This is a genomic window from Stenotrophomonas tumulicola, from assembly GCF_014117215.1.
GTDB classification, from domain to species: domain Bacteria; phylum Pseudomonadota; class Gammaproteobacteria; order Xanthomonadales; family Xanthomonadaceae; genus Stenotrophomonas; species Stenotrophomonas tumulicola.
The window spans coordinates 1-24,843 of record NZ_JACGXS010000018.1 but is presented as its reverse complement, the minus strand read 5'-3'; the positions used below and the strand labels follow the sequence as shown (position 1 = coordinate 24,843).

Here is a 24,843-nt window from a genome sequence, read left to right as displayed (position 1 = left end):
CCATGACCCGCTGGTGGTCGCGACTGCGACCGGACAACTTCACCCTCGCCCTGCTCGGCACCGTGTTGCTGGCCTCCCTGCTGCCGATGAAGGGCGCCGCCGCACTCGTGCTGGACGATGTCACCAACATCGCCATCGCGTTGCTGTTCTTCCTGCATGGCGCGCGGCTGCCGCGCGAAGCGGTGATCGGCGGGCTGACGCACTGGCGCCTGCACCTGGTGATCCTGGCCTGCACGTTCGTGCTGTTCCCGCTGCTGGGGCTGTTGTTCCATCCGCTGTCGGGCTGGCTGCTGACGCCCGAGCTGTACCTGGGCGTGCTGTTCCTGTGCACCCTGCCCTCTACCGTGCAATCGTCGATCGCGTTCACTTCGATGGCGCGCGGCAACGTACCGGCGGCCGTGTGCAGCGCATCGCTGTCCAGCATCCTCGGCGTGTTCCTGACGCCGCTGCTGCTGACCGTGCTGGCGGGCACCCAGGGCGGCCTGCACGACCCGCTGCAGGCCATCGGCGGCATCATGCTGCAGTTGCTGGTGCCGTTCGTGGCTGGCCACCTGCTGCGGCCGTGGATCGCCCGCTGGGTGGAACGCCAGCGCGCGCTGCTGCGCTACACCGACCAGGGCACCATCCTGCTGGTGGTGTACTCGGCCTTCGGTGAAGCGGTCACCGAGGGCCTGTGGTCGAAGACGCCGCTGCTGTCGTTGCTCACGGTGGCGGTGATCGCTGCCGTGTTGCTGGGCATCGCCATGCCGTTGATCACCCTCATCGCACGGCGCCTGCACTTCAACCGCGAAGACGAGATCGCAATCGTATTCTGCGGCTCGAAGAAGAGCCTGGCCACCGGCGTACCGATCGCCAAGGTGCTGTTCGCCAGCGGCAGCCTGGGCGCGATCGTGCTGCCGGTGATGATCTACCACCAGATCCAGCTGATCGTCTGCGGCATCATCGCCCAGCGCTACGCGAAAGAACCCCGGTCGTAGGCTGGAGGACGATCAGGGTGGTCATCACTCCGTTACGTATTGATAAGCCTTGGCGGCATGCTCTTCCAGGTGTGCTGCGCACGCCGCTGCGCGGCCGTCCATGATCACTCCGTTGGAGTGGACGCCCACGATTACGCCCTTCCCGGTATCAAAATTGAAGTCGATCAGTGACGGGCCGCCACTGGATCCAGGCCCTTGGACGCAGTGGAAGCCCCAGCCAACCGGAGGACCGTTCCCTACACCCTCGCATTGGCTCAATGCAGTTCGCTGCGTGGCGCAGTACGCCAGCCGCTGGCCACTGTATTCCCGATTGCCGAATTCGCGGGGTCCCGGCGGAGGAATGATCCCGTAGCCGTTCGACGATGCTGGGTAACCGAAATTAATGCGTGGACTCGCTGATTCGGGGATATCGAAGCGGATGGCCTGCTCACCTGCGGCCTCGGCAACCGACCGTCCGTCAGCACCAGGATGGGCCTGCAGAAACGCGGTGTCGCGCCAGATGTCCAACACGTCGTCAGACGCCACCATGCGATGGATAGGGTAACGCCCCAACGGCGTGGCGCCATCATGGAAGCCAGGCAGGAACAGCAGCTTGCTGCTCCAACCACTGATGTGTCCTTCATCAGGGCCTTCCAGACAATGAAACGCGGTGACCAATACGTTGCCGGCCGGGCTGTCAATGGCAGTTGCCGTGCAGGAGGAGTCCTTCCCGTTCGGCGCAACGAAGAGCAGGCGTCCGACGCCAGCAGGAAACGGCCCGGTTCCTTCCCAGGCATCGCCGTCGGAGTTGAATGGATCCGTTCCCGGCGGCTTGATGGGTGCGTCGCCTTTGTCCCGAACGGCCCGTAGCTTTTCATCCGTCCAGTACGCCAGCACCGTCTGGGGGCTTTCCGTGTACACCCGCTCGATTGGAGTGCCTGCCATGGCGAGGATCGAACACGGCAATGCGGCGATCAACGATAACGCGATGACGTTCTTTCGCTGGGTATGCATTGGGCAGCTCCACAGGATGAGTAACTTCCACCCTGCGCGGTTCAACGCATGCTGGGTATCAGGATTCACCTGTCCAGCCTGTGATCCGATGCTCAACCGGCGATGCTCGGTGAAGCGCTCATCGAGGCCTGTGGATGATCTACCACCAGATCCAGCTGATCGCGAAAGACCCCCGGTAGTCCAGCCCTCTACATGGTAGCGCCGAGCGATGCTCGGCGGCTCTTCTTCCCGATGCCATGAACGCGCTGCAGCATTCCGCCGAGCATGGCTCGGCGCTACCGATCGATACCTTCTGCAATCTGCATCAGCAACGCGGCACCCTTTTCTATCGAGGCACCATCGTCGGTCACCAGCCTCAACTGGAATGACTTCTCCGGCGTCACCCAGGACAAGGCTGCCATTCCCCTTCCATCGACGGAACGCTTCATGTGGGCCATGGCCGGTGTGCCACCCACGGTTGCGTTGAGCGCTTCCTTGAACACCTCTATACGTGCGCCTTTACTCTCTCGGTAACTATCTTCACAGAAATCAATGAGACCAACAGTCTCGAGCAGGAATATTCGTTGCAATCCAGTGGACTTGATGCCTGTCCGGGTACCGCACCAATTCGTATTGATCAGCTTCGCCGAACGTAAAGGTGTCCTTGCGACATCGGAGGGTGGAGCAGGCAGTCTTTTATGCAGCTCAGCATCGGGGAGAACGCGCGTCGGCGTCATTGCCAGCAGTTTGGAAACGGAGGATATCCTGTCCGCTGGAACTACCATCACGCCAGCCTGGCGCTTTGCGATACCGGCACGAAAGTGATTCTTCACCGCTTCGGAGGCGTCCAGATCCTTGATTGACAGGACTCGGTAGACACCCGGAGCCGGCGCCTCTCCGGCCGCGAATCTGTCGAAGGCCTCTTGGCTTCCCCGCGCAGAAATTTCCTTGAACCATTCAATAAAAGCCTTCTCATCCTCTGGACTATCAGTCGCCCCTGCGCCATGAGTGGTGACCAACAACAGCAAGATCAGGAACATGCGAGCGTTCATTATTGATCACCATTCAGTGGAAACCAGGTGCGGTAGCCGTAAACCGCCACTCGTTCGCTGTCCGTCGTATCACCCGCATGGAAGCGCCAGGAGAAGAGCCCATTCTTCGTTCGCACCCAGCATCGCGCACGAACATTCGTGCAACACCGTTATCCCTTCCTGCACGCGCGTTCAGATCGCGCGTCAGATGAAGAATGCGATGCGCATCACGTGATGCAGGGAAGCAAGAGAGCTTATCCGCGCGGCGCCTTCCTGTTGCCTGATACGTTGCCAGCGTTCGGAGCTGCCTGAGGCGTCAGGCAGCGGTAGCCCGTACTCGATCACCTGTTCGGGCGGATCAGGGAGAAAGCCGGCGTGGGGCGGATGATTCAAGGTCGATGCGGTAGCGCCGAGCCATGTTCGGCGGAATGCTGCAGTGGGTTTACGGCATCGAGAAGAAGAGCCGCCGAGCATGGCTCGGCGCTACCGGGGCATCGAAGTACCGGCGAAGGGCATGACGACCCAGGGTCGGCGCCCACCAGGATCGCGCCTTACAGCCAGGGCAGGATCCAATGGTCCACCAGCAGGAAGGCAAACAGCGCCATCAGGTACACCACCGACCAGTTGAACATCTTCATCGAAAACAGTTCGTCCGGCGGGTCCTGCATGCGCCATGCGTACCAGAGGAACACGGCGTTGAGCACGATGGCACCGCCCAGGTAGAACGGTCCGCTCATGCCCACCACGTAGGGCAGCACGCAGACGATGGCCAGCACCACCGAGTACGCCAGGATCTGCCTGCGTGTGTGCACCACGCCGTGGGTGACCGGCAGCATCGGGATCTTCGCCTTGGCGTAGTCTTCGCGGCGGAAGATCGCCAGCGCCCAGAAATGCGGTGGCGTCCAGATGAAGATGATCAGTACCAGCAGCGCCGAATACGCCCAGTCCGACGAGGTCTGCATGCCAGTGACCGCGGCCCAGCCCAGCATCGGTGGCATGGCGCCGGCCAGCCCGCCGATGACGATGTTCTGTGAGGTGGCGCGCTTGAGGTACACGGTGTAGATCACCGCATAGCCGATCAGCGAAGCAAAAGTGAGCACGGCGGTGATCACGTTGACCCAGACCACCAGGATCGCCATCGACAATGCGATCAGCAGGCCGGCGAACACCAGCACCTGCCACGGCTTGACCTTGCCGACCACCAGCGGGCGCCACGAGGTGCGCGCCATCTGTGCGTCGATCTTCGCGTCCAGCAGCTGGTTGATCGCCGCAGCGGCCGAAGCTGCCAGCCAGATGCCAAGGAAGCCGAGCACGCCCAGGCGCACCTGCTCCCAGCTCGGCATGCCGGGCACGGCAAGCACCATGCCGACCAGCGCAGTGAAGACGATGAGCGCCACGACCTTGGGCTTGGTCAGGTCCCAGTATTGACGGTAATTGTTCATGGCATCAGTCCGGCGCGCGCACGCGGGCCAGCAGGCTGACCATCACGAACAGCAACAGCACCGCGCCACCGTTGTGCAGCACGGCCACCGGCAGCGGCAGCGCCATCTTGACGTTGGCGATGCCCAGGCTGACCTGCGCGACGAGGCCGACGATCAGCGCCGCCGCCCAGCCGCGCATGCTGGGCACGCGGTACAGGCGCAGCCCCAGCCACAACACGTACGCGGCCACGACGATGGCGAACATCCGATGGCCCATCTGGATGGCGATGCGCGAGGCGCCGTCGAGGATGCCGCCTTCGTAGTCCACGCCGATCCCACGCCACAGGGTGAAGCCTTCGGCGTAGTTCTGCTGCGGCCACCATTGGTTGGCGCAACGCGGGAAGTTGTCCAGCGACAGGCTGCCGCCGCCGCAGGCCAGCGCTGCGTAGTTGGCGCTGACCCAGCCGCCCAGCGCGATCTGGGCCACCAGCACGGCGATGCCGATGCGCAACAGCCATTTCAGCTTCGGCGCTTCGGCCAGGGTGATCGGCAGGTGGGTGGCACGCCAGGCCATCCAGACCAGCATCGCGAACATCAGCATGCCGCCCAGCAGATGGGCCATGACCACGATCGGCTTGAGCAGCCAGGTGACGGTCCACATGCCCAGCAATGCCTGGAAAATCACCACCGCCAGCGTCAGCACCGCCGCACGCGCCAGGTCGATGTTGCTCCATCGCAGCGCCGCCAGCAGCAGGATCGCTTCGCCGATGATCGCCAGCACGCTGGCGGTGGCGTGCCACCCCATCATGTAAAGCGGTATGCCGGCCGCCACCAGCACGCAGGCGGTGACCACTGCGGTGCTGCCGAAACGGCGACGACGGGTGGCCAGCAGCGCCAGGGTCAGGATCTCGATGCCCAGCGCGCCGGCCAGGAAGCGATGCACCTGCTCGCGCCATGCCTTGTGGGTTTCCAGCGGACGGATCTCGGTCGCCGGATGGCCGATGGTTTCTTCGACATGCTGGGGCCAGGTGGCCTGGCCGTAACAGGTCGGCCAGTCCGGGCAGCTCAGCCCGGCGTCGGACAGGCGCACGAACGCGCCGAACATGATGGTGCTCGCGGTCATGATCATCGCGAACCACGCCAGGCGATGGAAATTACGCTGCAGCGCCGGACGCACGGAATGGCTCATCTAACGGGACTCACTTCAGTTTCAGCAGCGTGGCCAGGTCCTTGCGCAGGCCACCGGGATCGGTGCCGGGCGCATGGCGCATGATCACGAAGCCATGTGGATCGACAACGTAGACCGGCACGCCGGCCGGATCGTCGACACCAGGCAAGGCAGCGCGGAATGCCGGCGACGGTGCCAGCTCGCGCAGCGTGGGGGTTTCGGCCAGGGGCGCCGGTGGCGTCCCCAACCAAAGTATTTCCACATTATCGGCGTTATGGCCGAACAGCTGCCACACCTTGGCCAGTCCCTGCGACAAAGTGACGCACGCTTCGCCACAGTTGGCGGGCGGCGCGACCAGGATGCGCCAGGTCTTTTCGTCGGTTTTCCAGCTGTACGGCGCGCCGTTGGCGAGCAGCGGCGGCTGCAGGCGCAGGTCCACCGGCGGCTGCAGCAACTGGCCGACATTGCGGTGGGTGGCAGGCTGCCAGCCGGAGAATCGCAGCACGCCGGCCAGCGCCATCGCGCCGAAGAAGACGGCGAACAGCAGCACCAGGGTGCGTCGACCATTGCCGCGCGTGGTTTCCTGCGATGACGAAGCTGCATTCATGTGCGGCATTTTCTCATGTTGGTGAAGGGTGTGCCGTGCGTGTGACGGTGCGATTGACGGCTGGCCCGGCCAGAGCAGCCAATGCGTTCGCCGAGCATGGCTCGGCGCTATTGCCGGCGGCGTCGCCATTCCAGTACCAGCGCCACGACCAGTACCGCCAGTGCCAGGCCGAACCATTGCACGGCATATCCAAGATGACGTTGCGGGGGCAGCGTGTTCGGCAGCAGGTCCAGGTCACGCTCGTCACCGAACGGCAGCGCCGGATCCAGCCGCAGCACGCGCGTGGGCAATGCGGGCAGCTGCAGTGCTGCTGCCAGGGCGTCCGGTTGCAGCCGGCTGGCCAGCCAGCGCTGCGGGCCAGCCCCGCTGAGCGCCGGTCCCAGCGCCAGCCCTGCGGCCGGAGCGGGCGCCAGCAGCCCACGCACCTGCACCGGCGACGGCGGCCCTGCGACGGTGGGCAGCGCGCGATCGGCCGGCAACGGACGCCACCCGAGGTCCACCAGCACCACGCTGCCCGCGTCACTGCGGAACGGCCGGTACAGCTTCACCCCGGCGCGCGCATGGCGCATCTGGTTGTCCAGCAGCACCAGCCCGGGCAGGAAGACGCCATGGTCGACCACGCCGTGCACGGCACCCGGTGCGGCCAGGGCCTGCGCCAGCGGGACCGGTGGCTGCTCGGCTGCGGCCGCCTGCGCATCCAGCAGTGCCTGCTTGGCCTGCATGCGCTGCAGTTGCCACTGGCCAAGCAGGCAGAACACGACCATCGCGACGACCGCCAGCAACCATCCCAGCACCCGTGTGTGCCTGCGCATCATGACAAACCGCCGCAAACGCGGTCAGATAGGCACATCCGCCCCGCCATCGAGCTGCGCATGAACGATTCGCTGAAGACCCTGCTGGTAATTGCGTTCCTCATCGTCATCGTCTGGAACCTGGGCGCCGGCCTGTATTACCTGCTGGTGGACCGTGGCCAGACCAAGCGCACGGTCAACGCGCTGACCCGGCGCATCGCCGTATCGGTGGCCTTGATCCTGCTGGTGGTGATCGGCATCTGGGGCGGCTGGATCCAGCCGCATGGCGTAGGCCGCTGAATGCACCGGCGTGCCGGTCAGAGCACGTAGACGAACAGGAACAGCATCAGCCACACCACGTCGACGAAGTGCCAGTACCACGCGGCGGCCTCGAATCCGAAATGGTTGTCGCGGGTGAAGTGCCCCTTCGCCGAACGCAGCCACATCACGATCAGCATGATGGTGCCCAGCAGCACGTGTGCGCCGTGGAAGCCGGTGAGCATGAAGAAGGTGGAGCCGTAGATGCCCGAACCCAGCGTGAGGTTCAGCTCGGTATACGCATGGATGTACTCCTCGGCCTGCAGGCTCAGGAACACCAGGCCCAGCACGACGGTGATGCCCAGCCAGGTCAGCAGTTGCCGGCGATGGCCTGCCTTCAGGGCGTGGTGGGCGATGGTCAGGGTGACGCCGGAGGTGAGCAGGATCAGCGTGTTGATCAGCGGCAGGCCCCAGGCTGGAATGGTCTGGAACGCACCACCGATGGCGCCCGGGCCATTGGTCGGCCAAGCGGTGGAATAGCCCTGCCAGAGCAGTTCATTGGTCATCACGCCGTCGCCCTCGCCACCCAGCCAGGGCAGGCCGAGGTTGCGGGTGTAGAACAGCGCACCGAAGAACGCACCGAAGAACATCACCTCGGAGAAGATGAACCACACCATCCCCATCCGGAACGAACCATCGACCTGGCGGTTGTAGTTGCCCGCCTGCGATTCGCGCACCACGTCGCTGAACCACCAGAACAGGGTCAGCACCAGCATGGCCAGGCCGGTATAGAAGGTCCACTTGCCCCAGCCGGCGTCGTTGAGCCAACTGGCCACGCCGACCATGGTGATCATCATGGCGATGGAACCGATGAACGGCCACCTGCTCTGGGCCGGGACGAAATACACGTTGGCGTCGGTAGGAGGCTGGGCCATGGTCGGTGTCCGGTTCGAAGGGCAACGTACGGTGATGGAAAGGATCAGGGCGCCGCGTGCGCATCGGCCGGCACGCTGGCCGGTGCGAGGCGCGCCGACAGCGCGTCGTTCTTGTAGAAGGTGTAGGACAGGGTGACGGTCCGGATCTCCGGCGGCAGGTCCGGGTCGATGATGAAACGCACCGGCATGTCGCGTTTCTCACCCGCCTGCAGGGTCTGCGCGGTGAAGCAGAAGCATTCGGTCTTGCTGAAGTAGCCCGATGCGCGTGCCGGCGCGACCGACGGTACGGCGCTTCCCACCAGCGCGGCATTGCCGTCGTTGCGCGCGAAGTACAGCGCTTCGTTGAGCTCACCCGGCACCACGTCCATGGTCAGCTGCTCGGGATGGAACGACCACGGCAGTTTCGAATTCACCCCGCCATCGAATTCCACCCGCACGGTGCGCTTGCCCGCTGCCGCACCCACGCTGGCCTGCGAACCGGGGCCACGCTCCAGGCGCACGCCGAACACTTTCTCGCAGGCGATGCGATACAGCGGCACCAGCGAAAAGGTGAGCAGGAACACCGCCACCGCCACGCCGATCAGGCGCGGCAGCCCGGCATGCCGCGAGGGCGTGGTGGCGGCTGGCGCGTCGCTGCTCATCGCCCTATCACTCCGCTCAGGATGAAGCCGGCGTATACCAGCACCGCGATGCCGCCCACCACCCACGCCGTGCGATGGGCGCGGCGGCGGCGCAGGGCCTGCGCATCTTCGGTCGGGGATGGAAGGTCAGGCATGTGCACCTCAGTGGGTGATGTCATCGTGGGCAAGATCGCCCGGACGGATGACTGGCGGCGTGGTGAAGGTATGCGCCGGGGCCGGTGACGGCACCGTCCATTCCAGTCCGCGCGCGCCTTCCCAGGCCCGGTCGGCGGCCTTTTCGCCATTGCGCAGCGACGACAGCAGGATCGCGGCCATCATGAACGGGGTGGCGAACATGCCGAACGCACCGATGGAGCTGACCAGGTTCCAGTCCGCGAAGGCCACGCTGTAATCCGGGATGCGTCGTGGCATACCGGCCAGGCCGAGGAAGTGCTGCGGGAAGAACAGCAGGTTCACGAACACGATCGACCACCAGAAGTGCACCTTGGCCCACTTCTCGCTGTACATGCGCCCGGTCCATTTCGGCCACCAGTAGTACACCGCGGCGATCAGCCCGAACACCGCGCCGGTGACCAGCACGTAATGGAAATGCGCGACCACGAAGTATGTGTCGTGGTACTGGAAATCCGCCGCCACGATGGCCAGCATCAGGCCGGAAAAACCGCCGATGGTGAACAGGATGACGAAGGCCACCGACCACAGCATCGGCGCTTCGAAGGTGAGCGAACCGCGCCACATGGTACTGACCCAGTTGAACACCTTCACCCCGGTGGGGATGGAGATCAGCATGGTGGCGAACATGAAGTAGATCTCACCACCCAATGGCATGCCCACGGTGAACATGTGGTGGGCCCAGACGATGAAGGACAGGAACGCGATGGCCGCGGTGGCGTAGACCATCGCCTGGTAGCCGAACAACGGCTTGCGGCTGAAGGTGGGGATGATCTCGCTGACCACGCCGAAGGCGGGCAGGATCATGATGTACACCTCCGGGTGGCCGAAGAACCAGAAGATATGCTGGTACATCACCGGGTCGCCACCGCCGGCGGCGTTGAAGAAACTGGTGCCGAAGAACTTGTCGGTCAGCAGCATGGTCACCGCGCCGGCCAGCACCGGCATCACCGCGATCAACAGGAAGGCGGTGATCAGCCAGGCCCAGCAGAAGATCGGCATCTTCAACAGGTCGATGCCCGGCGCGCGCATGTTCAGCACGGTGGCGATGATGTTGATCGCGCCCATGATGGAGCTGATGCCGGCCACGTGGATGGCGAACACGCTGAAGGCCACGTTGTAGCCGCCCTGCAGCGACAGCGGCGGGTACAGCGTCCAGCCACCGGCGGGGGCGCCGCCCGGCAGGAACAGGGTCACCAGCAGCAGGCTGAAGGCCACCGGCAGCAACCAGAACGACCAGTTGTTCATGCGCGGCAGCGCCATGTCCGGCGCACCGATCTGCAACGGGATCATCCAGTTGGCCAGGCCGACGAAGGCAGGCATCACGCCGCCGAAGATCATCACCAGCGCATGCACGGTGGTCATCTGGTTGAAGAACTCGGGCTTGACGAACTGCAGGCCGGGCTGTGCCAGTTCGGCACGGATGACCACGCTCATCGCCGCGCCGATGATGAACATGATGAAGCTGAAAAGCAGGTACAGCGTGCCGATGTCCTTGTGGTTGGTCGAGAAGAACCAACGCGCGAAGAATCCCTGCTGGTGTCCGTGGTGTTCGTCGTGCCCAACTGCCGAGTACGCCATCGCAAAGAACCTCTCAGATCTGATTGTCACGGTGGCCGGGTCTGCGGCCACGGGCGGTTGGGTCAGGCGTCGGTCGACGGCGGGGCAGCAGGTTCGGCCGGCGGCGCGACCGGTTGCCGCGGTGCGGTGCCGGTGCCGTCTTCCGGCACGGGCTCGGCGGGTTCGGCCGGCGCCGGTGCGTCCGCTGGCGCCGGCTTCTTCTGCGCCAGCCAACGCTTGAAGTCTTCCTTGGACACCGCTTCGACCACGATCGGCATGAACCCGTGGTCCTTGCCGCACAGTTCAGCGCACTGCCCGCGATACACGCCGGGCTGCTCAATGCTGGTCCAGGCTTCGTTGATGAAGCCGGGAATGGCGTCCTGCTTCCAGCCCAGTGCCGGTACCCACCAGGCATGGATGACATCGTCGGAGGTGATGACGAAGCGCACCTTGGTATCCACCGGCAGCACCAGCCGGTTGTCGACGTCGAGCAGGTAGTGCGGATGGCTTTCGCGCGTGGGCACCACGCCGCTCTGTCGCACGCGATCCGACTCGCGGTCCAGGCGGCTGGTGAAATCCACGCCTTCGCCGAGGTATTCGTAGCGCCACATCCACTGGTAGCCGGTCACCTTGACGGTCATCTCGGCATCGCGGGTGTCGTACATCTTGATCAGGTTGGCCGTGGCCGGCCATGCCATCACCACCAGGATGATCACCGGGATGACGGTCCAGATGACTTCGGCCTTGGTGTTGTGGCTGAAGGTGGCGGCAACCGCGCCCTTGGACTTGCGGAACTTGAAGATGGCGTAGAACAACGCGCCGAACACCAGCACGCCGATGACCGTGACCACGACCAGCGACAGCATGTTCGATTCCCAGGCCAGCCGCGAGGTCTGGGTAACCCCCTTGCCCATGTTCAATTGCCATGGCTTGGGATCGGCGGACTGCGCCCATCCCAATGCCGGAAACCCGATCCCGGCCACCATGGCGGCGGCCCCGGACACGCACTTGCTACCCCACCCTCTGCGTTGCTTCATTGCCTAGACCCTTGACGTCGTCGGTGACCGCCATCGCTGGCGGCGAGCAAGCCTTCAAGCGCTTCCACTTCCTGCACGTGCCTGGCGCATGCAGCGCCCGTGGGGGGACGCCACCGCAGTTACCTGCCTGACCAGCAAGTGCCGTAAACACCCCGATCATGCCGCAACCGCGCACCTGCCGCGGGAAACGTCTCGATGGTAGCCCTGCCCTCTCGCCAGTAGCAAGGTCCATTCACGGTATTTGCGATGCTGCAGCACAGCAATGCGGCGTCGGCCGATTTGCCGATTTCAGCACAAATTTACAGGGCCCCCGTCAATATCCTGAATCCTTTACAGGGCGGTGCTATCAGGAAACCCTCAAGGGGCGATGAGGGGGCTATCCGGCGACCAAAAAATGATTAAAATCGCCAAGTTTTCCACTGGCCGGATCGGCATGAACGCACCCACCCCTTCCACCGCTGTCCCCGGCTCCGTGCCGCAGGCCGGCGCGCTGCTGTCGCCGGAACTGCCGGCCTCCCCCACCTCATTCCGTCAGGCGATCACCAATGCGTGGCTGAAGGACGAGGCTACCCATGTCACCGAGCTGCTGGCCCAGGCCCGGCTGCCGGCCGCCGAGCAGGCCCAGGTGCAGGCGCTGGCCACCGACCTGGTCGCCCGGGTGCGCGTGCGCGCCAAGGACCAGGGGGCCATCGAAGCCTTCATGCGCCAGTACGACCTGGGCAGCGAAGAGGGCGTGCTGCTGATGTGCGTGGCCGAGGCGCTGCTGCGCATACCGGACCAGGAAACAGCCGACAAGCTGATCCGCGACAAGTTGGCCGACGCGGACTGGAAGAAGCACATGGGCGGCAGCGATTCGGTGCTGGTCAATGCCTCCACCTGGGGCCTGATGCTGACCGGCAAGCTGGTGCAGATCAACGATGCCACCCGTGCGGACGTGCCCGGGGCGTTCAAGCGCCTGATGGGCCGCGTGGGAGAGCCCGTGATCCGGCTGGCCGTGCGCCAGGCGATGAAGATCATGGGCCATCAGTTCGTGATGGGCCGCAACATCGGCGAGGCGCTGGAGCGCTCGCACAAGGGCGACAACGCCAGCTACCGCTATTCGTTCGACATGCTGGGCGAAGGCGCGCTGACCATGAAGGACGCACTGCGTTACCTGGAAGACTACCGCCGCGCGATCCACGCCATCGGCGGCGACCACAAGGCACGTGGTGGGCGCGCCGATGGCGACGTCAACAACGCGCCGGGCATCTCCATCAAGCTGTCCGCGCTCTATCCGCGTTACGAACATGCCAAGCGCGAACGCGTGCTGCATGACCTGGTGCCAGGCGTGCTGGAGCTGGCGCAGCTGGCGAAGGGCTACGGCATCGGCTGCACCGTGGACGCCGAGGAAGCCGACCGCCTGGAGCTGTCGCTGGACATCATCGAGGCCGTGTTCTCCGATGCTTCGCTGGCCGGCTGGGATGGCTTCGGCGTGGTGGTGCAGGCGTACCAGAAGCGTACCCCGTACACGATCGATTTCTTGGCCGACATGGCACGCCGCAACGGGCGGCGACTGCAGGTGCGGCTGGTGAAGGGCGCCTACTGGGACGCGGAAATCAAGCGTGCGCAGATCGAGGGCTATCCGGGCTATCCGGTGTTCACCCGCAAGCAGAACACCGACGTGTCCTACCTGGCCTGCGCCAGGCGCCTGTTCGGGCATGCCGATGCGATCTACCCGATGTTCGCCACCCACAACGCGCATACCATCGCCGCGATCCGCACCCTCGCCCGGGGCGGCGTCTACGAACACCAGAAGCTGCATGGCATGGGCGATGACCTGTACGCCGAAGTGGTGCCAGCCGACCGCCTCGACCTGCCGTGCCGCGTCTACGCACCGGTGGGTTCGCACGAAGACCTGCTGCCCTACCTGGTGCGTCGCCTGCTTGAGAACGGCGCCAACTCCAGCTTCGTCAACCGCATCACCGATGACCGCGTGGCCATCGCCGACCTGGTCCGCGACCCGGTGGAGATGGTCGACGCCTTCGCTTCGGTGTCCGCGTCCAATATCGCGCATCCCAAGATCCCGCTGCCGGTGAACCTGCTGCGCAGCCAGAACCACGACAGGAACAATTCCATGGGCATCAACCTGGCCAACGACAACGAACTGCGCGCCCTTGCCGGGCAGCTCAACGGTGCCATCAAGCCGTGGCAGGCGATGCCACTGGTGCCCGGTGCCACGACCGGCGGTGCATCACTGCCGGTGACCAACCCCGCCGACAACCGCGAGATGGTGGGCCACTGGCAGGCCGCCGACGCCGCCACCGTGCAGCAGGCGCTGGCCAATGCAGTGGCCGCCCAGCCGGGCTGGAACCGCACACCGGCCGCCAGCCGCGCGACGGTGCTGGAACACGCCGCCGACCAGCTGGAAGCACGCATCGCCGAGTTCATGGCGCTGTGCGTGAAGGAAGCCGGCAAGAGCCTGCCCGATGGCGTGGCCGAAGTGCGCGAGGCGGTAGACTTCCTGCGCTACTACGCCAAGCAGGCGCGCGAGCAGTTCGGCCACGCCGAGAAGCTGCCGAGCCCGACCGGTGAGTCCAACGAACTGCAACTGCATGGCCGTGGCGTGTTCGTCTGCATCAGCCCGTGGAACTTCCCGCTGGCCATCTTCCTCGGCCAGGTGGCTGCCGCGCTGGCCGCAGGCAACAGCGTGATCGCCAAGCCTGCCGAACAGACCAACCTGATCGGCTACTACGCGGTGAAGCTGCTGCACGACGCCGGCGTACCGGCTGACGTGGTGCAGTTCCTGCCGGGCGATGGCGCCACTGTCGGCGCTGCGCTGACCGCCGATGCCCGCGTGGCCGGCGTGGCCTTCACCGGCTCGACCGATACCGCGCGCGCGATCAATCGCGCGATGGCCGCACGTGACGCGGCGATCGGCGTGCTGATTGCCGAGACCGGTGGCCAGAACGCGTTCATCGCCGACTCCTCGGCACTGCCGGAACAGCTGGTCAAGGATGCCATCGGTTCGGCATTCACCTCTGCAGGCCAGCGCTGTTCAGCGGCGCGCGTGCTGTTCGTGCAGGACGATATCGCCGACAAGGTGATGTCGATGCTGGCCGGCGCGATGGCCGAGCTGAAGGTCGGTGACCCGGGCCAGCTGTCCACCGACGTCGGCCCGGTGATCGATGCCGACGCGTTGCAGATCCTGGTCGACCATGCCGCACGCATGGACCGTGAGGCACGCCTGATCGCCGCCGCGACGCTGTCCGACGAGGCCGCACACGGCACCTTCTTCGCGCCGCGTGCGTACGAACTGAAGGACCTGGGGCAGTTGCAGCGCGAGATCTTCGGACCGGTGCTGCACGTGATCCGCTGGAAGGGCGACCAGTTGGGCACGGTGATCGACCAGATCAACGCCACCGGTTATGGCTTGACCCTGGGCGTGCATTCGCGCATCGACGAAACCGTGGACCGCATCACCCAGGGGATCCATGTGGGCAACGTGTACGTCAACCGCAACCAGATCGGTGCGGTGGTCGGCGTGCAGCCGTTCGGCGGCCAGGGCCTGTCCGGCACCGGTCCCAAGGCGGGCGGCCCACACTACCTGCTGCGCTTCGCCACGGAAAAGACGGTGACGGTGAACACCACCGCCGCCGGCGGCAACGCCTCGCTGCTGACATTGGGCGACTGATTTTCCTGCCCTGCCACGGGGTGGTTGCTGCGGTTGGGTTGGGTTGGGTAGCGCCGAGCCATGCTCGGCGGAATCCATCAGCCCCCATCACATAAAGCCGCCGACCATGGGTCGGCGCTACCGAAGGTGCGCCACGCCTCGCTGCTGACACCGGGCGACTGATTTTCCTGCCGTGCCACGGGGTGGTTGCTGCGGTGGGGTGGGGTGGGGTGGGGTGCGGTAGCGCCGAGCCATGCTCGGCGGAATCCATCGGCCCCATCACCCCAAAGCCGCCGACCATGGGTCGGCGCTACCGAAGGTGGGCAACGCCTCGCTGCTGACATTGGACGACTGATTTTTCCTGCCGTGCCACGGGGTGGTTGCTGCGGTGGGGTGGGGTTGGGTAGCGCCGAGCCATGCTCGGCGGAATCCATCAGCCCCATCACCCCAAAGCCGCCGACCATAGGTCGGCGCTACCGAAGGTGGGCAACGCCTCGCTGCTGACACCGGGCAACTGATTTTCCTGCCGTGCCACGGGGTGGTTGCTGCGGTTGGGTGCGGTAGCGCCGAGCCATGCTCGGCGGAATCCATCAGCCCCCATCACCCCAAAGCCGCCGACCATGGGTCGGCGCTACCGAAGGTGGGCCGCGTCAGCGCGCCACAGCCATCACCTGCCGCCAGTGCCGCAACGCGACAACCGCGTTGATCCAGTAGCCAACATACAGCAGCGCGGTCAGCTGCAGGCCACCGCCGTAATACAGCGGCACCGCCAGGGTGTTCACCAGCAGCCACACCCACCAGCATTCCAGCTTGCGCCGCATCATCATCAGCTGGCCGACCATGCTCAGCAGCAGGATCGCCGCGTCGACGTAGGGCGCCTGTCCGTCCGTGTGACGGGCGAGCATCCAGCCATAGCCCCACGTGCCGGCCACCACCAGCGCCGCCAGCCAGGGCCACGCACGCTTCGGCATGCGCGTGATCGGCAAGGGGGCGCCGTGGTCGCCACGCAGCCACTGCCACCATCCCAGCGCGCCGACGCCGATGAAAAAGCCCTGCAGGGCAACCTGGCCGTACAGCCGGGCCTGCAGGAAGACCAGCGCGAACAGCAGGCCGGCGATGATGCTCATCCACCAGCCGTGCACGCTGTTGCGTCCTGCAAGCAGGATCGACGCGGCGGCCGCGACGTTGGCAGCGATCTCAAGCTGGAAGGTGGGGTCTGAAAGGTCCATGGCTCACTGGGTCAGGGCTCGGATCGGTTTGTCCGCACATGAGAAAGCCCCGCTTTCGCGGGGCCTTCAGGGTACTTCGTCAAACGCGGGACTGGATCAGAACTTGTACTGCATCGACGCAGCCAGCACGTCGCCACGGACCTTGTACTTGCCGTTCAGCGTATTGCCCTGGTTGTTGGTGGTCGGCGAAATGGCCACGTTCGGATCGCTGGTGAACAGGTGGGTATAGCCGAAGTTGTATTCGACGTTCTCCGACGGGGTCCAGCCCACGCCGAACGACAGCCACTTGCGGCTGGTATCCGGCACGCGCACGTCACGGTGTGCGTCGGTGGTCGGGGTCTGGTCCAGCGCCACGCCGCCGCGCAGGGTGACGGTATCGCTCAGCTTGTAGTCCGCACCCAGCGAGACGAAGGTGGTATCGCGGTAGCCGAACTCCAGCACCGAATCCGGCTGGGCCGAAGCGTAGTCGATGGTCACCTGGTCGAACGCGGTGGACCACGCGGTGCGCGTCACGTCACCCATCACCGTCCAGCGGTCATTGATGTTGTGGGTCACGCTCAACGTGGCCGATGCCGGCAGGGTCACGGTGGCCTTGCCGCTGGTGTTGATGAAGTTGCCCGGCTGGACCACGCCCAGCACGGTGGCTGCATCCGGCGGCACGATGAAGGTGGCATCGCCGCCGGTGATCTTGTGCTCCACCTTGGAACGGTAGCTCAGGCCGATATGGGTGTTCTCATCCACGCTGAACAGACCGCCGACGGTCCAGCCGACCGCATTGTTGTCGCCTTCCACGGTCAGCTTGCCATCGGCGTTGCCCGGGGCGAAGCCCGGCACGCCGCCCTGCGCCAGCGCGGTGCCGAAGTCGATCGCGTTGCTCAGCTCGATGGTCAGGTGTTCGACGAACACCGACGCACCGAAGGACACGTACGGGTTGACGTCATAGGACACTGCGAAGCCAAGGTCGATCGCCTTCAGGTCGGTCTTCATGCCGCTGTAGCGACCGATCCAGTTGTTGTCATAGTCGGTTTTGAAACCGAACGGGGCGGTAACCGAAATACCGAAATGGGCCTTGTCGCCGATCGGGGTGTGGAAGTAACCGGCCGGGACCGGCGCGATCATGCCGGCGTCGCCGCCGTCACCGCCCGTGGCCGGGGTACCCACCGGGGTACGGCCCGTTCCTTCGAACTCGGCCTTGAAGCTGATCGCGCTCAGGTCGCCCTGGAACAGGCGGCCGTCCAGCTGGCGCATGCCGGCCGGGTTGACGGCGATGATCGAGGCGTCGCCCTCGGCGCTGCCGGAACCTGCAAAGGCACGGCCCAGGCCCTTGGCACTGTTTTCCTTCAGCTGGAAGGCGGCAGCATGGGCATCGGTGGCGGCCAGCGCGCCTGCGATGCCGAGGGCCAGCACGGTGACGCGGGCAAAAGTAGAAGCGGTTTGCATCGTAGTATCTCTCCGGGAAGCGGTTGTTTTGCTCTGCATGCGCCTGCGTCCCCCTTGAGCCAAGGCCCTCCAGGACGCGCCGGATTCCCCTCCCGACATACGACGCCGTATGCAGTATTACCCAGAGCGGTTAATGAAACAATAACAGCCAGAGCGCTTTTTTCGCCGGAAAACTGAATGCGATGGCCCCCCGGCCACTCGCTGTCGGGATACGCTACCGCCATGTTCGTTTCGCTGCCGTCGCGTCGCAAAGCTGCCTTCCGCTGGGCCACCCCGATGCTGTTCGCGACGGTCTGGCTGGCATTCCTGTGGTCGATCTCGCGGCCGCACGCAGCACGCACCAGCCTGTGGATGGACTGGGGAGCGCTGGCGACCGGGCTGACCCGGCCGCTGGACTGGTGGGCGACGCTCATGGATGGCAGCGTGCTGCGCCTGTTCACCGCCCTGTTCCTGCACGCGGACTGGTCCCACCTGTTGGGCAACCTGGTGTTCCTGCTGATTTTCGGCCTGCCTGCCGAACGCGTGCTGGGGCCGTGGCGGCTGATCCTGCTGTTCCTGTTCGGCGGAGCGTTCTCCAATCTTGCAGCCGTGTACACGATGGGCAACCCGGACCAGATCATCATCGGTGCCAGCGGCGCGGTGTCGGCGTTGATCGGCGCATACCTGGCGCTGTTCCCCGGTGCCCGGCTGGGGGTCGTGATCCCGCTGGGGCTGTTCCTTGAGTTCGTGCGCGCCCCGGCCTATCTGCTGATCGGCGTGTGGGCGGTGCTGCAGGTGGTGTTCGCGCACATCGGCCCGAGTTTTGGCATGGTGGCCTGGTGGGCGCATATCGCCGGCTTCGGATTCGGCGTGCTGTATGGGGTCTACGTGCGCGCGGCAATCGCGCGGCGGCTGCGCAAGCGACAGGGGTTCTGAGCCGGCCGGGTAGTCGCCGAGCATGGCTCGGCGCTACGATCAGGGCTTGGTCGGCGGTTCCGCCGGCTTTGCTTCTGGCTTTGCTTCTGGCTTTGCTTCTGGCTTTGCTTCTGGCTCCGCTTCCGGTTTTGTTTCGGCCTTTGCGGCTTCCGCCTTTGCGGCTTCGGCCTTCAGGCGTGCGGCGACCGAGCCGGGCTGCTTCAGTTCGGCCAGCGCATCGTCGATCGGGCCGTCGCCCGGCAGCACGTCGCCCGCCTGGTAGCCTTCTTCGCCTTCGCCATCACCCTGCAGGTGACCCGGCAGGGTGGCCTCGCTGAAATCGCTGAGGCTGGCGGGCAGGTCGTCCTCTCCTTCGCGCGCTGCCCGCTTGAGTTCCACCTCCGGCACGATGCCGGTGGCCTGGATCGACTTGCCGCTGGGCGTGAAGTAACGCGCAGTGGTCAGCTTCACCGAATCGCCATTGTCCAGCGGCAGCACGGTCTGCACCGAGCCCTTGCCGAAGGTGCGGCTGCCGATCACCCGCGCGCGCTTGTTGTCGCGCAGCGCGCCCGCCAGCACTTCCGAAGCACTGGCCGAACCGGCGTCCACCAGCACCATCACCGGCGCCCCCTGCAGCAGGTCGCCCGGGGTGGCATCGAAGCGTGCATCGCTGATGCTGATGCGGCCCCGCGTGCTGACGATGTTGCCGGTCTCCAGCAGGTCATCGGCCACCTGCACCGCAGCGGTGAGCAGGCCACCGGGATTGCTGCGCAGGTCCAGCACCAGTCCCTTCAGCTGTCCGCCGGCCTGCCTGGACAGCTGGGCCACGTGCTTCTGGAAATCCGCACCGGTATCGGCCTGGAAGGTGCTCAGGCGGACGTAGCCGTAACCCGGTTCCAGCATGCGGCTGCGCACGCTGGTCACGCGGATGGTTTCGCGTGTCAGGCTGACATCGAACGGCTTGGGCTTGCCTTCGCGGACCAGGGTCAGCACCACCTTGCTGCCGGCCGGACCGCGCAAGGGCTCACTGGCCTTGATCGCACTGATCGGCTTGCCGTCGATGGCGATGATCAGGTCGCCGGCAAGGACGCCCGCGCGCGCGGCAGGCGTTTCGTCGATCGGCGAAATGACCTTCAGGCTGCTGTTGTCCGGCTGCTGCTGCAACTCCACGCCGATGCCTTCATAGGCACCGTTGGCCTGCTCGTCGAAGGCCTCGGCATCTTCCTTGTCGAAGTAGGTGCTGTGCGGATCCAGGTCAAGCAGCAGCCCACGCACGGCGTCCTGCATCAGCTTCCTGTCGTCGACGGGATCGACGTAGGCGGCGCGCACGGCGTTGTAGACACCAACGAAGCGCCGGATCTCTTCCAGCGGCACCTTCGAGGTCGCCGCCTCTTCGCTGTTGGCCGAGCTGGCGTCGCTGTCCGCGGCCGGAGCCGGTTGCTGGGCCAGTGCCAACGCAGGCAGCAGGGCCAGCAGCAGGGTGGCGGTTCGGACTGGACGCATGAAGCACTCCTGGGGACGGTTGCGGACGCCCTCCGTGCAGACGCTGCGCGAAGGATGCATGACCCGATTATGCGTCAAGCGCCGGTAAATTCCTGTTGAACGAAGCGGCCCACCGATGCGTCCTGGTTCAGCGGCGCTGCAGCCAGCTGTCCGGGTTCACCGGCTGGCCACCACGGCGCAGTTCGAAGTAAAGCGCGGTCACGCCCTGCCCGCCGGAATTGCCGACCTTGGCCAGTGCGTCGCCACGCTTCACCGATGCGCCGGCGTCCTTGAGCAGCGTGTCGTTGTGCGCGTAGAGGCTCATGTAGCCATTGCCATGGTCCACGATCAGGATCATGCCGTAGCCGGTCATCCAGTCGGAGAACACGACGGTGCCATCGGCCACGGCGGTGACGCTGCTGCCAGCCGGCGCACCGATCAGCACGCCGCTGCTGGTGCGCCCATCGGGCAGCTTGCCGCCATAGCGTGCCAGCAGGTTGCCGGACAGCGGCCAGCCGAGCCCCCCCACCTTCGGCGCGGGTGCCGATGCCACCGCTGGCGGCACCTTGGTCGCGCGCGGTGGCGTGCGCCCTTCTGCCACCGCCTTGTCCGCGGCGGCCTTCTCCGCCGCTGCGCGCCGCGCGGCCGCACGTCGTTCGGCCTCCGCGCGTGCCGCAGCTGCGCGTAGGTTCGCCAACAACGTTTCCAATGCCTTTGCATCCTGGCCCAGCGCTTTCTCACGTTCGCTGCGGTCCTTGAAGCGTTCGTCCAGCGCGGCCACCGCCTTTTCACGCTGGCGCCGGTCGCCTGCCAACGCGCTGGCCTGCTGCTTCTGCTGCTCGCGGGTGGCCTGCAACTGCTGCTGGCGCTCCCTGATCTGCACCTGCAGGGTATCGAGCTCTTCCAGGTCGGTGGTCAGCGCATGGATACGTTGGCTGCGCTCGCGCTGCAGGTAGCGGTGATACGCCAACGAGCGGTTGCCATCGGCCACGGTGTCCTGTGACAACAGCAGCTTCAGCGGGGCATGGTTGCCCAGGCGGTAGGCAGCCTGCAGCAGCCCGGACAACTCGCGTCGCTGTTGCTGCAGGTTGCCCTGCAACGCGCCGCGTCGCTTCTCAAGTTCAGCCAGCGCGGCACCCTGTTCCTGCAGCGCCGTCTCCGTCTGTGCCAGCGTTCGTCCGCTGCGCGCCACCTTCTCATCCATGTCCCTCAGCTGGCGGGCCGCCTGGCCGCGCTGGTTGTCCAGCTGCCGGCGTTCCTGTGCGACACCCTTCAGTTCGCTGCGTAGTTTCTGCAGCTTGCGCTCAGCTTCACGGGTGGACTGGGCCAGCGCCGCGGGCGGTGCCAGCATGGGCGCCAACAGGGTAAACAGCAGCATGCAGGCCAGTGCCGGCCTGCGGATGTTAGCGATGCGTGAGGGAGAAGCGTTGTCGCGCAAGGGCTTTCCAGTGACTTCAGGCAGATGCGGAATTCCAGGCAGCATGGTGACATCTTTGACGGGCGGCCTGCCAGCCGCATGTGAACGACGAGGACCCTCATGAAAGCCCACTCACTGACCCTGTTGATGGCGCTTGCCGCCGCCAGTGGCCCGGTACTGGCCCAAGAAGATATCAGCAAGGTCAACGGCAGCATCCGCGCCGAACCCGGCCAGCGTTACGGCGACCTGGACACGGTCAACGGCAGCATCCGCGTCGGCGACGGCGTGGAAACCGGTGATATCGAAACCGTCAACGGCAGCATCAAGGTCGGCGATGCCGCGCGCACCGGCAGCATCTCAACCGTCAATGGCGGTGTCCGGCTGGCGGGCGAGGTCATCGCCCGCGGCAACGTGGAAACGGTCAACGGCAGCATCTTCAGCGACCGTCGCAGCCAGATCGAAGGCAGCGTGGAGACGGTCAACGGTGGCATCGGCCTGGTGGAGACCCGCCTTGCCGGCGATATCCGCACCGTCAACGGAGATGTCACCGTGGGCGTGGGTTCGGTGGTTTCCGGCGGCATCCAGATCAAGAAGCCCAGCTTCAGCCTGTCGTTGACCCCGGGCCGCAAGCCACGCGTGATCATCGGCCCGAACGCCGTGGTCCAAGGGGCGCTGCAGTTCGAGCGCGAGGTGGTGCTGTACGTGCACCGCAGCGCGAAGATCGGCGCGGTGGCAGGCGCCGTGCCGGTGGCCTTCGATACCGACACGGCACCCGAAAACTGATTCCATGCCGGACCTGCAGCCTGCAGGCCGGCCCCACCCTGCAGGACTTCATGATGCCCCGCAAACTACTGCTCTGCCTCGCCGCAACCGCGGCCTTGACCGCCTGCAAGGGCGAGGACGCCGCACCGGCCACGCCAGCAACGCCGTCCGCGTCCGAGGCCCCCTCCGTCACGGCCAGCACCCATGCATTCTCCCCGGAGATCAACAGCGCCGACTTCGCCGAGCTGGTGAAGACCCTGTCATCGGATGCATTCGAAGGACGTGCACCGGGCAGCAAGGGCGAAGAGCTGACCGTCAACTACATCCGCGACCAGATGCAGCGCATCGGGCTGCAGCCCGGCAACGGCGACAGCTGGTTCCAGGACGTGGCGATGACCGAGACCACGGCCGATGAAACCACCGCGCTGAAGATCGACCAGGCCGGGAAGGCCAGCGAACTCAAGTTCGGTACCGACATGGTGGTCGGCACGCGCACCGGCCAGGGCGAGGTCAAGGTGGATGGCAGTGACATCGTGTTCGTCGGCTATGGCGTGGACGCGCCGGAGCAGGAGTGGAACGATTACGCCGGCCAGGACTGGAAGGGCAAGACGGTGGTGATGTTCGTCAACGACCCCGGCTTCCATGTCGATGACGCGAAGCTGTTCGACGGCAAGCGCATGACCTACTACGGGCGTTGGACGTATAAGTTCGAGGAAGCCGCACGCAAGGGCGCCGCGGCGGCGCTGATCGTGCATGACACGGCCGGTGCTTCCTACGGCTGGGACGTGGTGAAGAACTCCTGGGCAGGCCCGCAGTACGACCTGCCGGCCAAGGACGATCCGGAGCCGCGCCTGCCGGTGCAGGGCTGGCTGAGTGCGGAGGCCGCCAAGGCGTTGTTCGCCGGCGCAGGGCTGGACCTGGCGCAGGCCTACAAGGATGCCAACAAGCGCGGCTTCAAGCCCGTGCCGTTGAATGCCAAGCTGTCGGTGGACCTGAAGAGCACCACCGCCGAGAAAACCTCGCGCAACGTGGTGGGCGTCCTTCCGGGCACCAGCCGCGCCGACGAAGCGGTGCTGTACATGGCGCACTGGGACCACCTGGGCAAGCATGAGGGCGAGGCTGACGACAACATCTACAACGGCGCCGTGGACAACGCCACCGGCGTGGCCGGCATCCTGGAAGTCGCCGACGCGATGATGCACCAGGATCCGAAGCCGGCGCGGTCGACGGTGTTCCTTGCCGTCACGCTGGAAGAGTCCGGCCTGTTGGGTTCCAAGTACTATGTTGCCCATCCGACCTTCCCGCTGGACAAGATCGCGGGCGTGATCAACATCGATGCGATGTCGGTGGCTGGCCGTGCCAAGGACATGACGGTGACCGGCTTTGGCAGTTCGGAGCTGGAAGACATCCTCAAGCCGCTGGCCGCCGCACAGGGCCGTACGCTGCACGGCGAATCAGCGGTGCAGAGTGGCTTCTACTTCCGTTCGGACCACTTCAACTTCGCCAAGGCCGGCGTGCCTGCCCTGTATTCGGACGGGGGCGAGGACCTGCGCGAGGGTGGCGTCGAGGCAGGCCGCAAGGCCGCCGAGGATTACGGCCGCAACCGCTACCACGGACCGAAGGATGAGTTCGATCCGGCGACCTGGAAGCTGGATGGCACGATCGAAGACCTGCAGTTGCTGCATGGCGTGGGCAAGGAACTGGCAGCGGGCGATCGCTGGCCGAACTGGTACGAAGGCAATCCCTTCAAGGCTGCACGCGATGAAATGATGAAGGGCAAGACGGCACCGGCAGGCAAGTAAACGCTGGGGGTCGTGGTGAACCAGCGGCGTCCTTCGGGGCGCCGCTTTTTCATGGGCGGCTTGCGGCGATGTTCCGCTGCTTCGCATGCGCGACGCCGGGCATGGCCCGGCGCTACAGGTCATGTTCCCAAGTGCGCATCGACGGCATGGGCCGTGTCCGGCACATGAAAAAACCCCGCTGCGCGAGCAGCGGGGTTTTGGGTATAAACCCTGGCGATGACCTACTCTCGCATGGCTTGAGCCACACTACCATCGGCGCAGCTGCGTTTCACTTCCGAGTTCGGGATGGGATCGGGTGGTGCCACAGCGCTAATTTCACCAGGGAGACGTGTGGAGCGCCGCGTAGCGGCGTGCCCTTTCCAATAGTCGGCACATGGATGTGCCAGCTGTTGCGAAGGGACGCGCATATGCGCCAGCTCGCGTTCGTGCCCTTGGGCGGCAGGCACGAAATGCGTGTGCCTACATAATAAAGAAAAACCCCGCTGCGTGAGCAGCGGGGTTTTTGGGTATAAACCCTGGCGATGACCTACTCTCGCATGGCTTGAGCCACACTACCATCGGCGCAGCTGCGTTTCACTTCCGAGTTCGGGATGGGATCG

Annotated in this window: 22 protein-coding genes and 2 rRNA genes; 6 read left to right on the top strand and 18 right to left on the bottom strand. The window is 65.3% G+C overall.

The window, feature by feature from the left end; all coding sequences use genetic code 11:
* Positions 1-2: 2 nt before the first annotated feature.
* The gene (locus tag H4O11_RS18715) at positions 3-977 is read left to right on the top strand and encodes a bile acid:sodium symporter family protein (RefSeq protein WP_182342349.1); all 975 of its coding nucleotides are present in this window, start codon (positions 3-5) and stop codon (positions 975-977) included.
* A 24-nt stretch (positions 978-1,001) separates the two neighbouring features.
* Here H4O11_RS18715 and H4O11_RS18710 read toward each other — a convergent pair whose 3' ends face one another.
* The 7 genes from H4O11_RS18710 to H4O11_RS18680 form a co-directional block, all read right to left on the bottom strand.
* Positions 1,002-1,970: a trypsin-like serine peptidase gene (locus H4O11_RS18710; protein WP_182342347.1), complete on the bottom strand. Its 969-nt coding sequence runs from the start codon at positions 1,968-1,970 to the stop codon at positions 1,002-1,004.
* A 275-nt stretch (positions 1,971-2,245) separates the two neighbouring features.
* Positions 2,246-2,989, bottom strand: a complete 744-nt coding sequence (locus H4O11_RS18705) for a hypothetical protein (RefSeq protein WP_182342344.1) — start codon at positions 2,987-2,989, stop codon at positions 2,246-2,248.
* A 195-nt stretch (positions 2,990-3,184) separates the two neighbouring features.
* Positions 3,185-3,373: a hypothetical protein gene (locus tag H4O11_RS18700; RefSeq protein WP_182342341.1), complete on the bottom strand. Its 189-nt coding sequence runs from the start codon at positions 3,371-3,373 to the stop codon at positions 3,185-3,187.
* A gap of 158 nt (positions 3,374-3,531) precedes the next feature.
* Positions 3,532-4,422: a heme o synthase gene (gene cyoE, locus H4O11_RS18695; protein ID WP_182342338.1), complete on the bottom strand. Its 891-nt coding sequence runs from the start codon at positions 4,420-4,422 to the stop codon at positions 3,532-3,534.
* 4 nt (positions 4,423-4,426) lie between these two features.
* The gene (locus H4O11_RS18690) at positions 4,427-5,590 is read right to left on the bottom strand and encodes a COX15/CtaA family protein (protein WP_182342335.1); all 1,164 of its coding nucleotides are present in this window, start codon (positions 5,588-5,590) and stop codon (positions 4,427-4,429) included.
* Between the two features lie 10 nt (positions 5,591-5,600).
* Positions 5,601-6,176 carry a hypothetical protein gene (locus tag H4O11_RS18685; protein ID WP_182342332.1) on the bottom strand — a complete coding sequence of 192 codons (576 nt, stop codon included), beginning with the start codon at positions 6,174-6,176 and terminating at the stop codon, positions 5,601-5,603.
* A 107-nt stretch (positions 6,177-6,283) separates the two neighbouring features.
* On the bottom strand, positions 6,284-6,991 hold the full coding sequence (locus H4O11_RS18680; RefSeq protein ID WP_182342329.1) for an SURF1 family protein: 708 nt from the start codon (positions 6,989-6,991) through the stop codon (positions 6,284-6,286).
* Positions 6,992-7,048: 57 nt separating this feature from the next.
* Between H4O11_RS18680 and H4O11_RS18675 the strand changes: the two genes are divergently transcribed.
* Positions 7,049-7,267 carry a twin transmembrane helix small protein gene (locus H4O11_RS18675; protein WP_182342326.1) on the top strand — a complete coding sequence of 73 codons (219 nt, stop codon included), beginning with the start codon at positions 7,049-7,051 and terminating at the stop codon, positions 7,265-7,267.
* A 17-nt stretch (positions 7,268-7,284) separates the two neighbouring features.
* Here the strand turns inward: H4O11_RS18675 and H4O11_RS18670 are convergent, their stop codons facing one another.
* The 5 genes from H4O11_RS18670 to coxB form a co-directional block, all read right to left on the bottom strand.
* Positions 7,285-8,160, bottom strand: a complete 876-nt coding sequence (locus H4O11_RS18670; protein ID WP_182342323.1) for a cytochrome c oxidase subunit 3 — start codon at positions 8,158-8,160, stop codon at positions 7,285-7,287.
* Between the two features lie 44 nt (positions 8,161-8,204).
* Positions 8,205-8,801 carry a cytochrome c oxidase assembly protein gene (locus H4O11_RS18665; protein ID WP_182342319.1) on the bottom strand — a complete coding sequence of 199 codons (597 nt, stop codon included), beginning with the start codon at positions 8,799-8,801 and terminating at the stop codon, positions 8,205-8,207.
* Positions 8,798-8,935: a hypothetical protein gene (locus H4O11_RS18660; RefSeq protein WP_182342316.1), complete on the bottom strand. Its 138-nt coding sequence runs from the start codon at positions 8,933-8,935 to the stop codon at positions 8,798-8,800. The genes H4O11_RS18665 and H4O11_RS18660 overlap by 4 nt, the downstream gene beginning before the upstream one ends.
* A gap of 7 nt (positions 8,936-8,942) precedes the next feature.
* Positions 8,943-10,553, bottom strand: coding sequence for a cytochrome c oxidase subunit I (gene ctaD / locus H4O11_RS18655; RefSeq protein ID WP_182342313.1), 1,611 nt, complete (start codon positions 10,551-10,553; stop codon positions 8,943-8,945).
* 62 nt (positions 10,554-10,615) lie between these two features.
* Complete coding sequence (coxB, locus tag H4O11_RS18650; RefSeq protein ID WP_182342310.1) at positions 10,616-11,569, bottom strand: cytochrome c oxidase subunit II; 954 nt, start codon at positions 11,567-11,569, stop codon at positions 10,616-10,618.
* 433 nt (positions 11,570-12,002) lie between these two features.
* Between coxB and putA the strand changes: the two genes are divergently transcribed.
* Complete coding sequence (putA, locus tag H4O11_RS18645) at positions 12,003-15,239, top strand: bifunctional proline dehydrogenase/L-glutamate gamma-semialdehyde dehydrogenase PutA (protein ID WP_182342306.1); 3,237 nt, start codon at positions 12,003-12,005, stop codon at positions 15,237-15,239.
* 629 nt (positions 15,240-15,868) lie between these two features.
* On the opposite strand, the gene pnuC is transcribed toward putA, so the two are convergent.
* Together pnuC and H4O11_RS18635 are read right to left on the bottom strand one after the other, a co-directional pair.
* Entirely contained in the window at positions 15,869-16,447 is a 579-nt protein-coding gene (gene pnuC / locus H4O11_RS18640; protein WP_182342303.1) for a nicotinamide riboside transporter PnuC, read from the bottom strand.
* Between the two features lie 96 nt (positions 16,448-16,543).
* Complete coding sequence (locus H4O11_RS18635; protein WP_182342300.1) at positions 16,544-17,887, bottom strand: outer membrane protein transport protein; 1,344 nt, start codon at positions 17,885-17,887, stop codon at positions 16,544-16,546.
* A 222-nt stretch (positions 17,888-18,109) separates the two neighbouring features.
* On the opposite strand from H4O11_RS18635, the gene H4O11_RS18630 reads away from it, so the two are divergent.
* Positions 18,110-18,802, top strand: a complete 693-nt coding sequence (locus H4O11_RS18630; protein ID WP_182342387.1) for a rhomboid family intramembrane serine protease — start codon at positions 18,110-18,112, stop codon at positions 18,800-18,802.
* 39 nt (positions 18,803-18,841) lie between these two features.
* On the opposite strand, the gene H4O11_RS18625 is transcribed toward H4O11_RS18630, so the two are convergent.
* Positions 18,842-20,284: a S41 family peptidase gene (locus tag H4O11_RS18625; RefSeq protein ID WP_182342297.1), complete on the bottom strand. Its 1,443-nt coding sequence runs from the start codon at positions 20,282-20,284 to the stop codon at positions 18,842-18,844.
* A gap of 127 nt (positions 20,285-20,411) precedes the next feature.
* Positions 20,412-21,641 (bottom strand): murein hydrolase activator EnvC family protein, encoded by a 1,230-nt coding sequence (locus H4O11_RS18620; RefSeq protein WP_425506096.1) that lies wholly within the window; start codon positions 21,639-21,641, stop codon positions 20,412-20,414.
* 159 nt (positions 21,642-21,800) lie between these two features.
* Here H4O11_RS18620 and H4O11_RS18615 point away from each other — a divergent pair, with 159 nt between their 5' ends.
* On the top strand, positions 21,801-22,463 hold the full coding sequence (locus tag H4O11_RS18615; RefSeq protein WP_182342292.1) for a DUF4097 family beta strand repeat-containing protein: 663 nt from the start codon (positions 21,801-21,803) through the stop codon (positions 22,461-22,463).
* A gap of 53 nt (positions 22,464-22,516) precedes the next feature.
* Entirely contained in the window at positions 22,517-24,244 is a 1,728-nt protein-coding gene (locus H4O11_RS18610; RefSeq protein ID WP_182342289.1) for a M28 family metallopeptidase, read from the top strand.
* A gap of 208 nt (positions 24,245-24,452) precedes the next feature.
* Here the strand turns inward: H4O11_RS18610 and rrf (H4O11_RS18605) are convergent.
* Together rrf (H4O11_RS18605) and rrf (H4O11_RS18600) are read right to left on the bottom strand one after the other, a co-directional pair.
* Positions 24,453-24,567 (bottom strand): 5S ribosomal RNA (gene rrf / locus H4O11_RS18605).
* A 190-nt stretch (positions 24,568-24,757) separates the two neighbouring features.
* A 5S ribosomal RNA gene (rrf, locus tag H4O11_RS18600) occupies positions 24,758-24,843 on the bottom strand; the annotation flags it as partial.

Excerpts from the sequence above, each read along its gene's own strand:
- H4O11_RS18690 (WP_182342335.1), bottom strand. The coding sequence starts at position 5,590 with ATGAGCCATTCCGTGCGTCCGGCGCTGCAGCGTAATTTCCATCGCCTG.
- H4O11_RS18620 (WP_425506096.1), bottom strand. The coding sequence starts at position 21,641 with ATGCTGCTGTTTACCCTGTTGGCGCCCATGCTGGCACCGCCCGCGGCG.
- H4O11_RS18675 (WP_182342326.1), top strand. The coding sequence starts at position 7,049 with ATGAACGATTCGCTGAAGACCCTGCTGGTAATTGCGTTCCTCATCGTC.
- cyoE (WP_182342338.1), bottom strand. The coding sequence starts at position 4,422 with ATGAACAATTACCGTCAATACTGGGACCTGACCAAGCCCAAGGTCGTG.
- pnuC (WP_182342303.1), bottom strand. The coding sequence starts at position 16,447 with ATGGACCTTTCAGACCCCACCTTCCAGCTTGAGATCGCTGCCAACGTC.
- H4O11_RS18715 (WP_182342349.1), top strand. The coding sequence starts at position 3 with ATGACCCGCTGGTGGTCGCGACTGCGACCGGACAACTTCACCCTCGCC.
- H4O11_RS18665 (WP_182342319.1), bottom strand. The coding sequence starts at position 8,801 with ATGAGCAGCGACGCGCCAGCCGCCACCACGCCCTCGCGGCATGCCGGG.
- H4O11_RS18710 (WP_182342347.1), bottom strand. The coding sequence starts at position 1,970 with ATGCATACCCAGCGAAAGAACGTCATCGCGTTATCGTTGATCGCCGCA.
- H4O11_RS18705 (WP_182342344.1), bottom strand. The coding sequence starts at position 2,989 with ATGTTCCTGATCTTGCTGTTGTTGGTCACCACTCATGGCGCAGGGGCG.
- H4O11_RS18685 (WP_182342332.1), bottom strand. The coding sequence starts at position 6,176 with ATGAATGCAGCTTCGTCATCGCAGGAAACCACGCGCGGCAATGGTCGA.
- H4O11_RS18615 (WP_182342292.1), top strand. The coding sequence starts at position 21,801 with ATGAAAGCCCACTCACTGACCCTGTTGATGGCGCTTGCCGCCGCCAGT.
- H4O11_RS18660 (WP_182342316.1), bottom strand. The coding sequence starts at position 8,935 with ATGCCTGACCTTCCATCCCCGACCGAAGATGCGCAGGCCCTGCGCCGC.
- H4O11_RS18625 (WP_182342297.1), bottom strand. The coding sequence starts at position 20,284 with ATGCGTCCAGTCCGAACCGCCACCCTGCTGCTGGCCCTGCTGCCTGCG.
- H4O11_RS18610 (WP_182342289.1), top strand. The coding sequence starts at position 22,517 with ATGCCCCGCAAACTACTGCTCTGCCTCGCCGCAACCGCGGCCTTGACC.
- H4O11_RS18635 (WP_182342300.1), bottom strand. The coding sequence starts at position 17,887 with ATGCAAACCGCTTCTACTTTTGCCCGCGTCACCGTGCTGGCCCTCGGC.
- H4O11_RS18670 (WP_182342323.1), bottom strand. The coding sequence starts at position 8,160 with ATGGCCCAGCCTCCTACCGACGCCAACGTGTATTTCGTCCCGGCCCAG.
- ctaD (WP_182342313.1), bottom strand. The coding sequence starts at position 10,553 with ATGGCGTACTCGGCAGTTGGGCACGACGAACACCACGGACACCAGCAG.
- putA (WP_182342306.1), top strand. The coding sequence starts at position 12,003 with ATGAACGCACCCACCCCTTCCACCGCTGTCCCCGGCTCCGTGCCGCAG.
- coxB (WP_182342310.1), bottom strand. The coding sequence starts at position 11,569 with ATGAAGCAACGCAGAGGGTGGGGTAGCAAGTGCGTGTCCGGGGCCGCC.
- H4O11_RS18630 (WP_182342387.1), top strand. The coding sequence starts at position 18,110 with ATGTTCGTTTCGCTGCCGTCGCGTCGCAAAGCTGCCTTCCGCTGGGCC.
- H4O11_RS18680 (WP_182342329.1), bottom strand. The coding sequence starts at position 6,991 with ATGATGCGCAGGCACACACGGGTGCTGGGATGGTTGCTGGCGGTCGTC.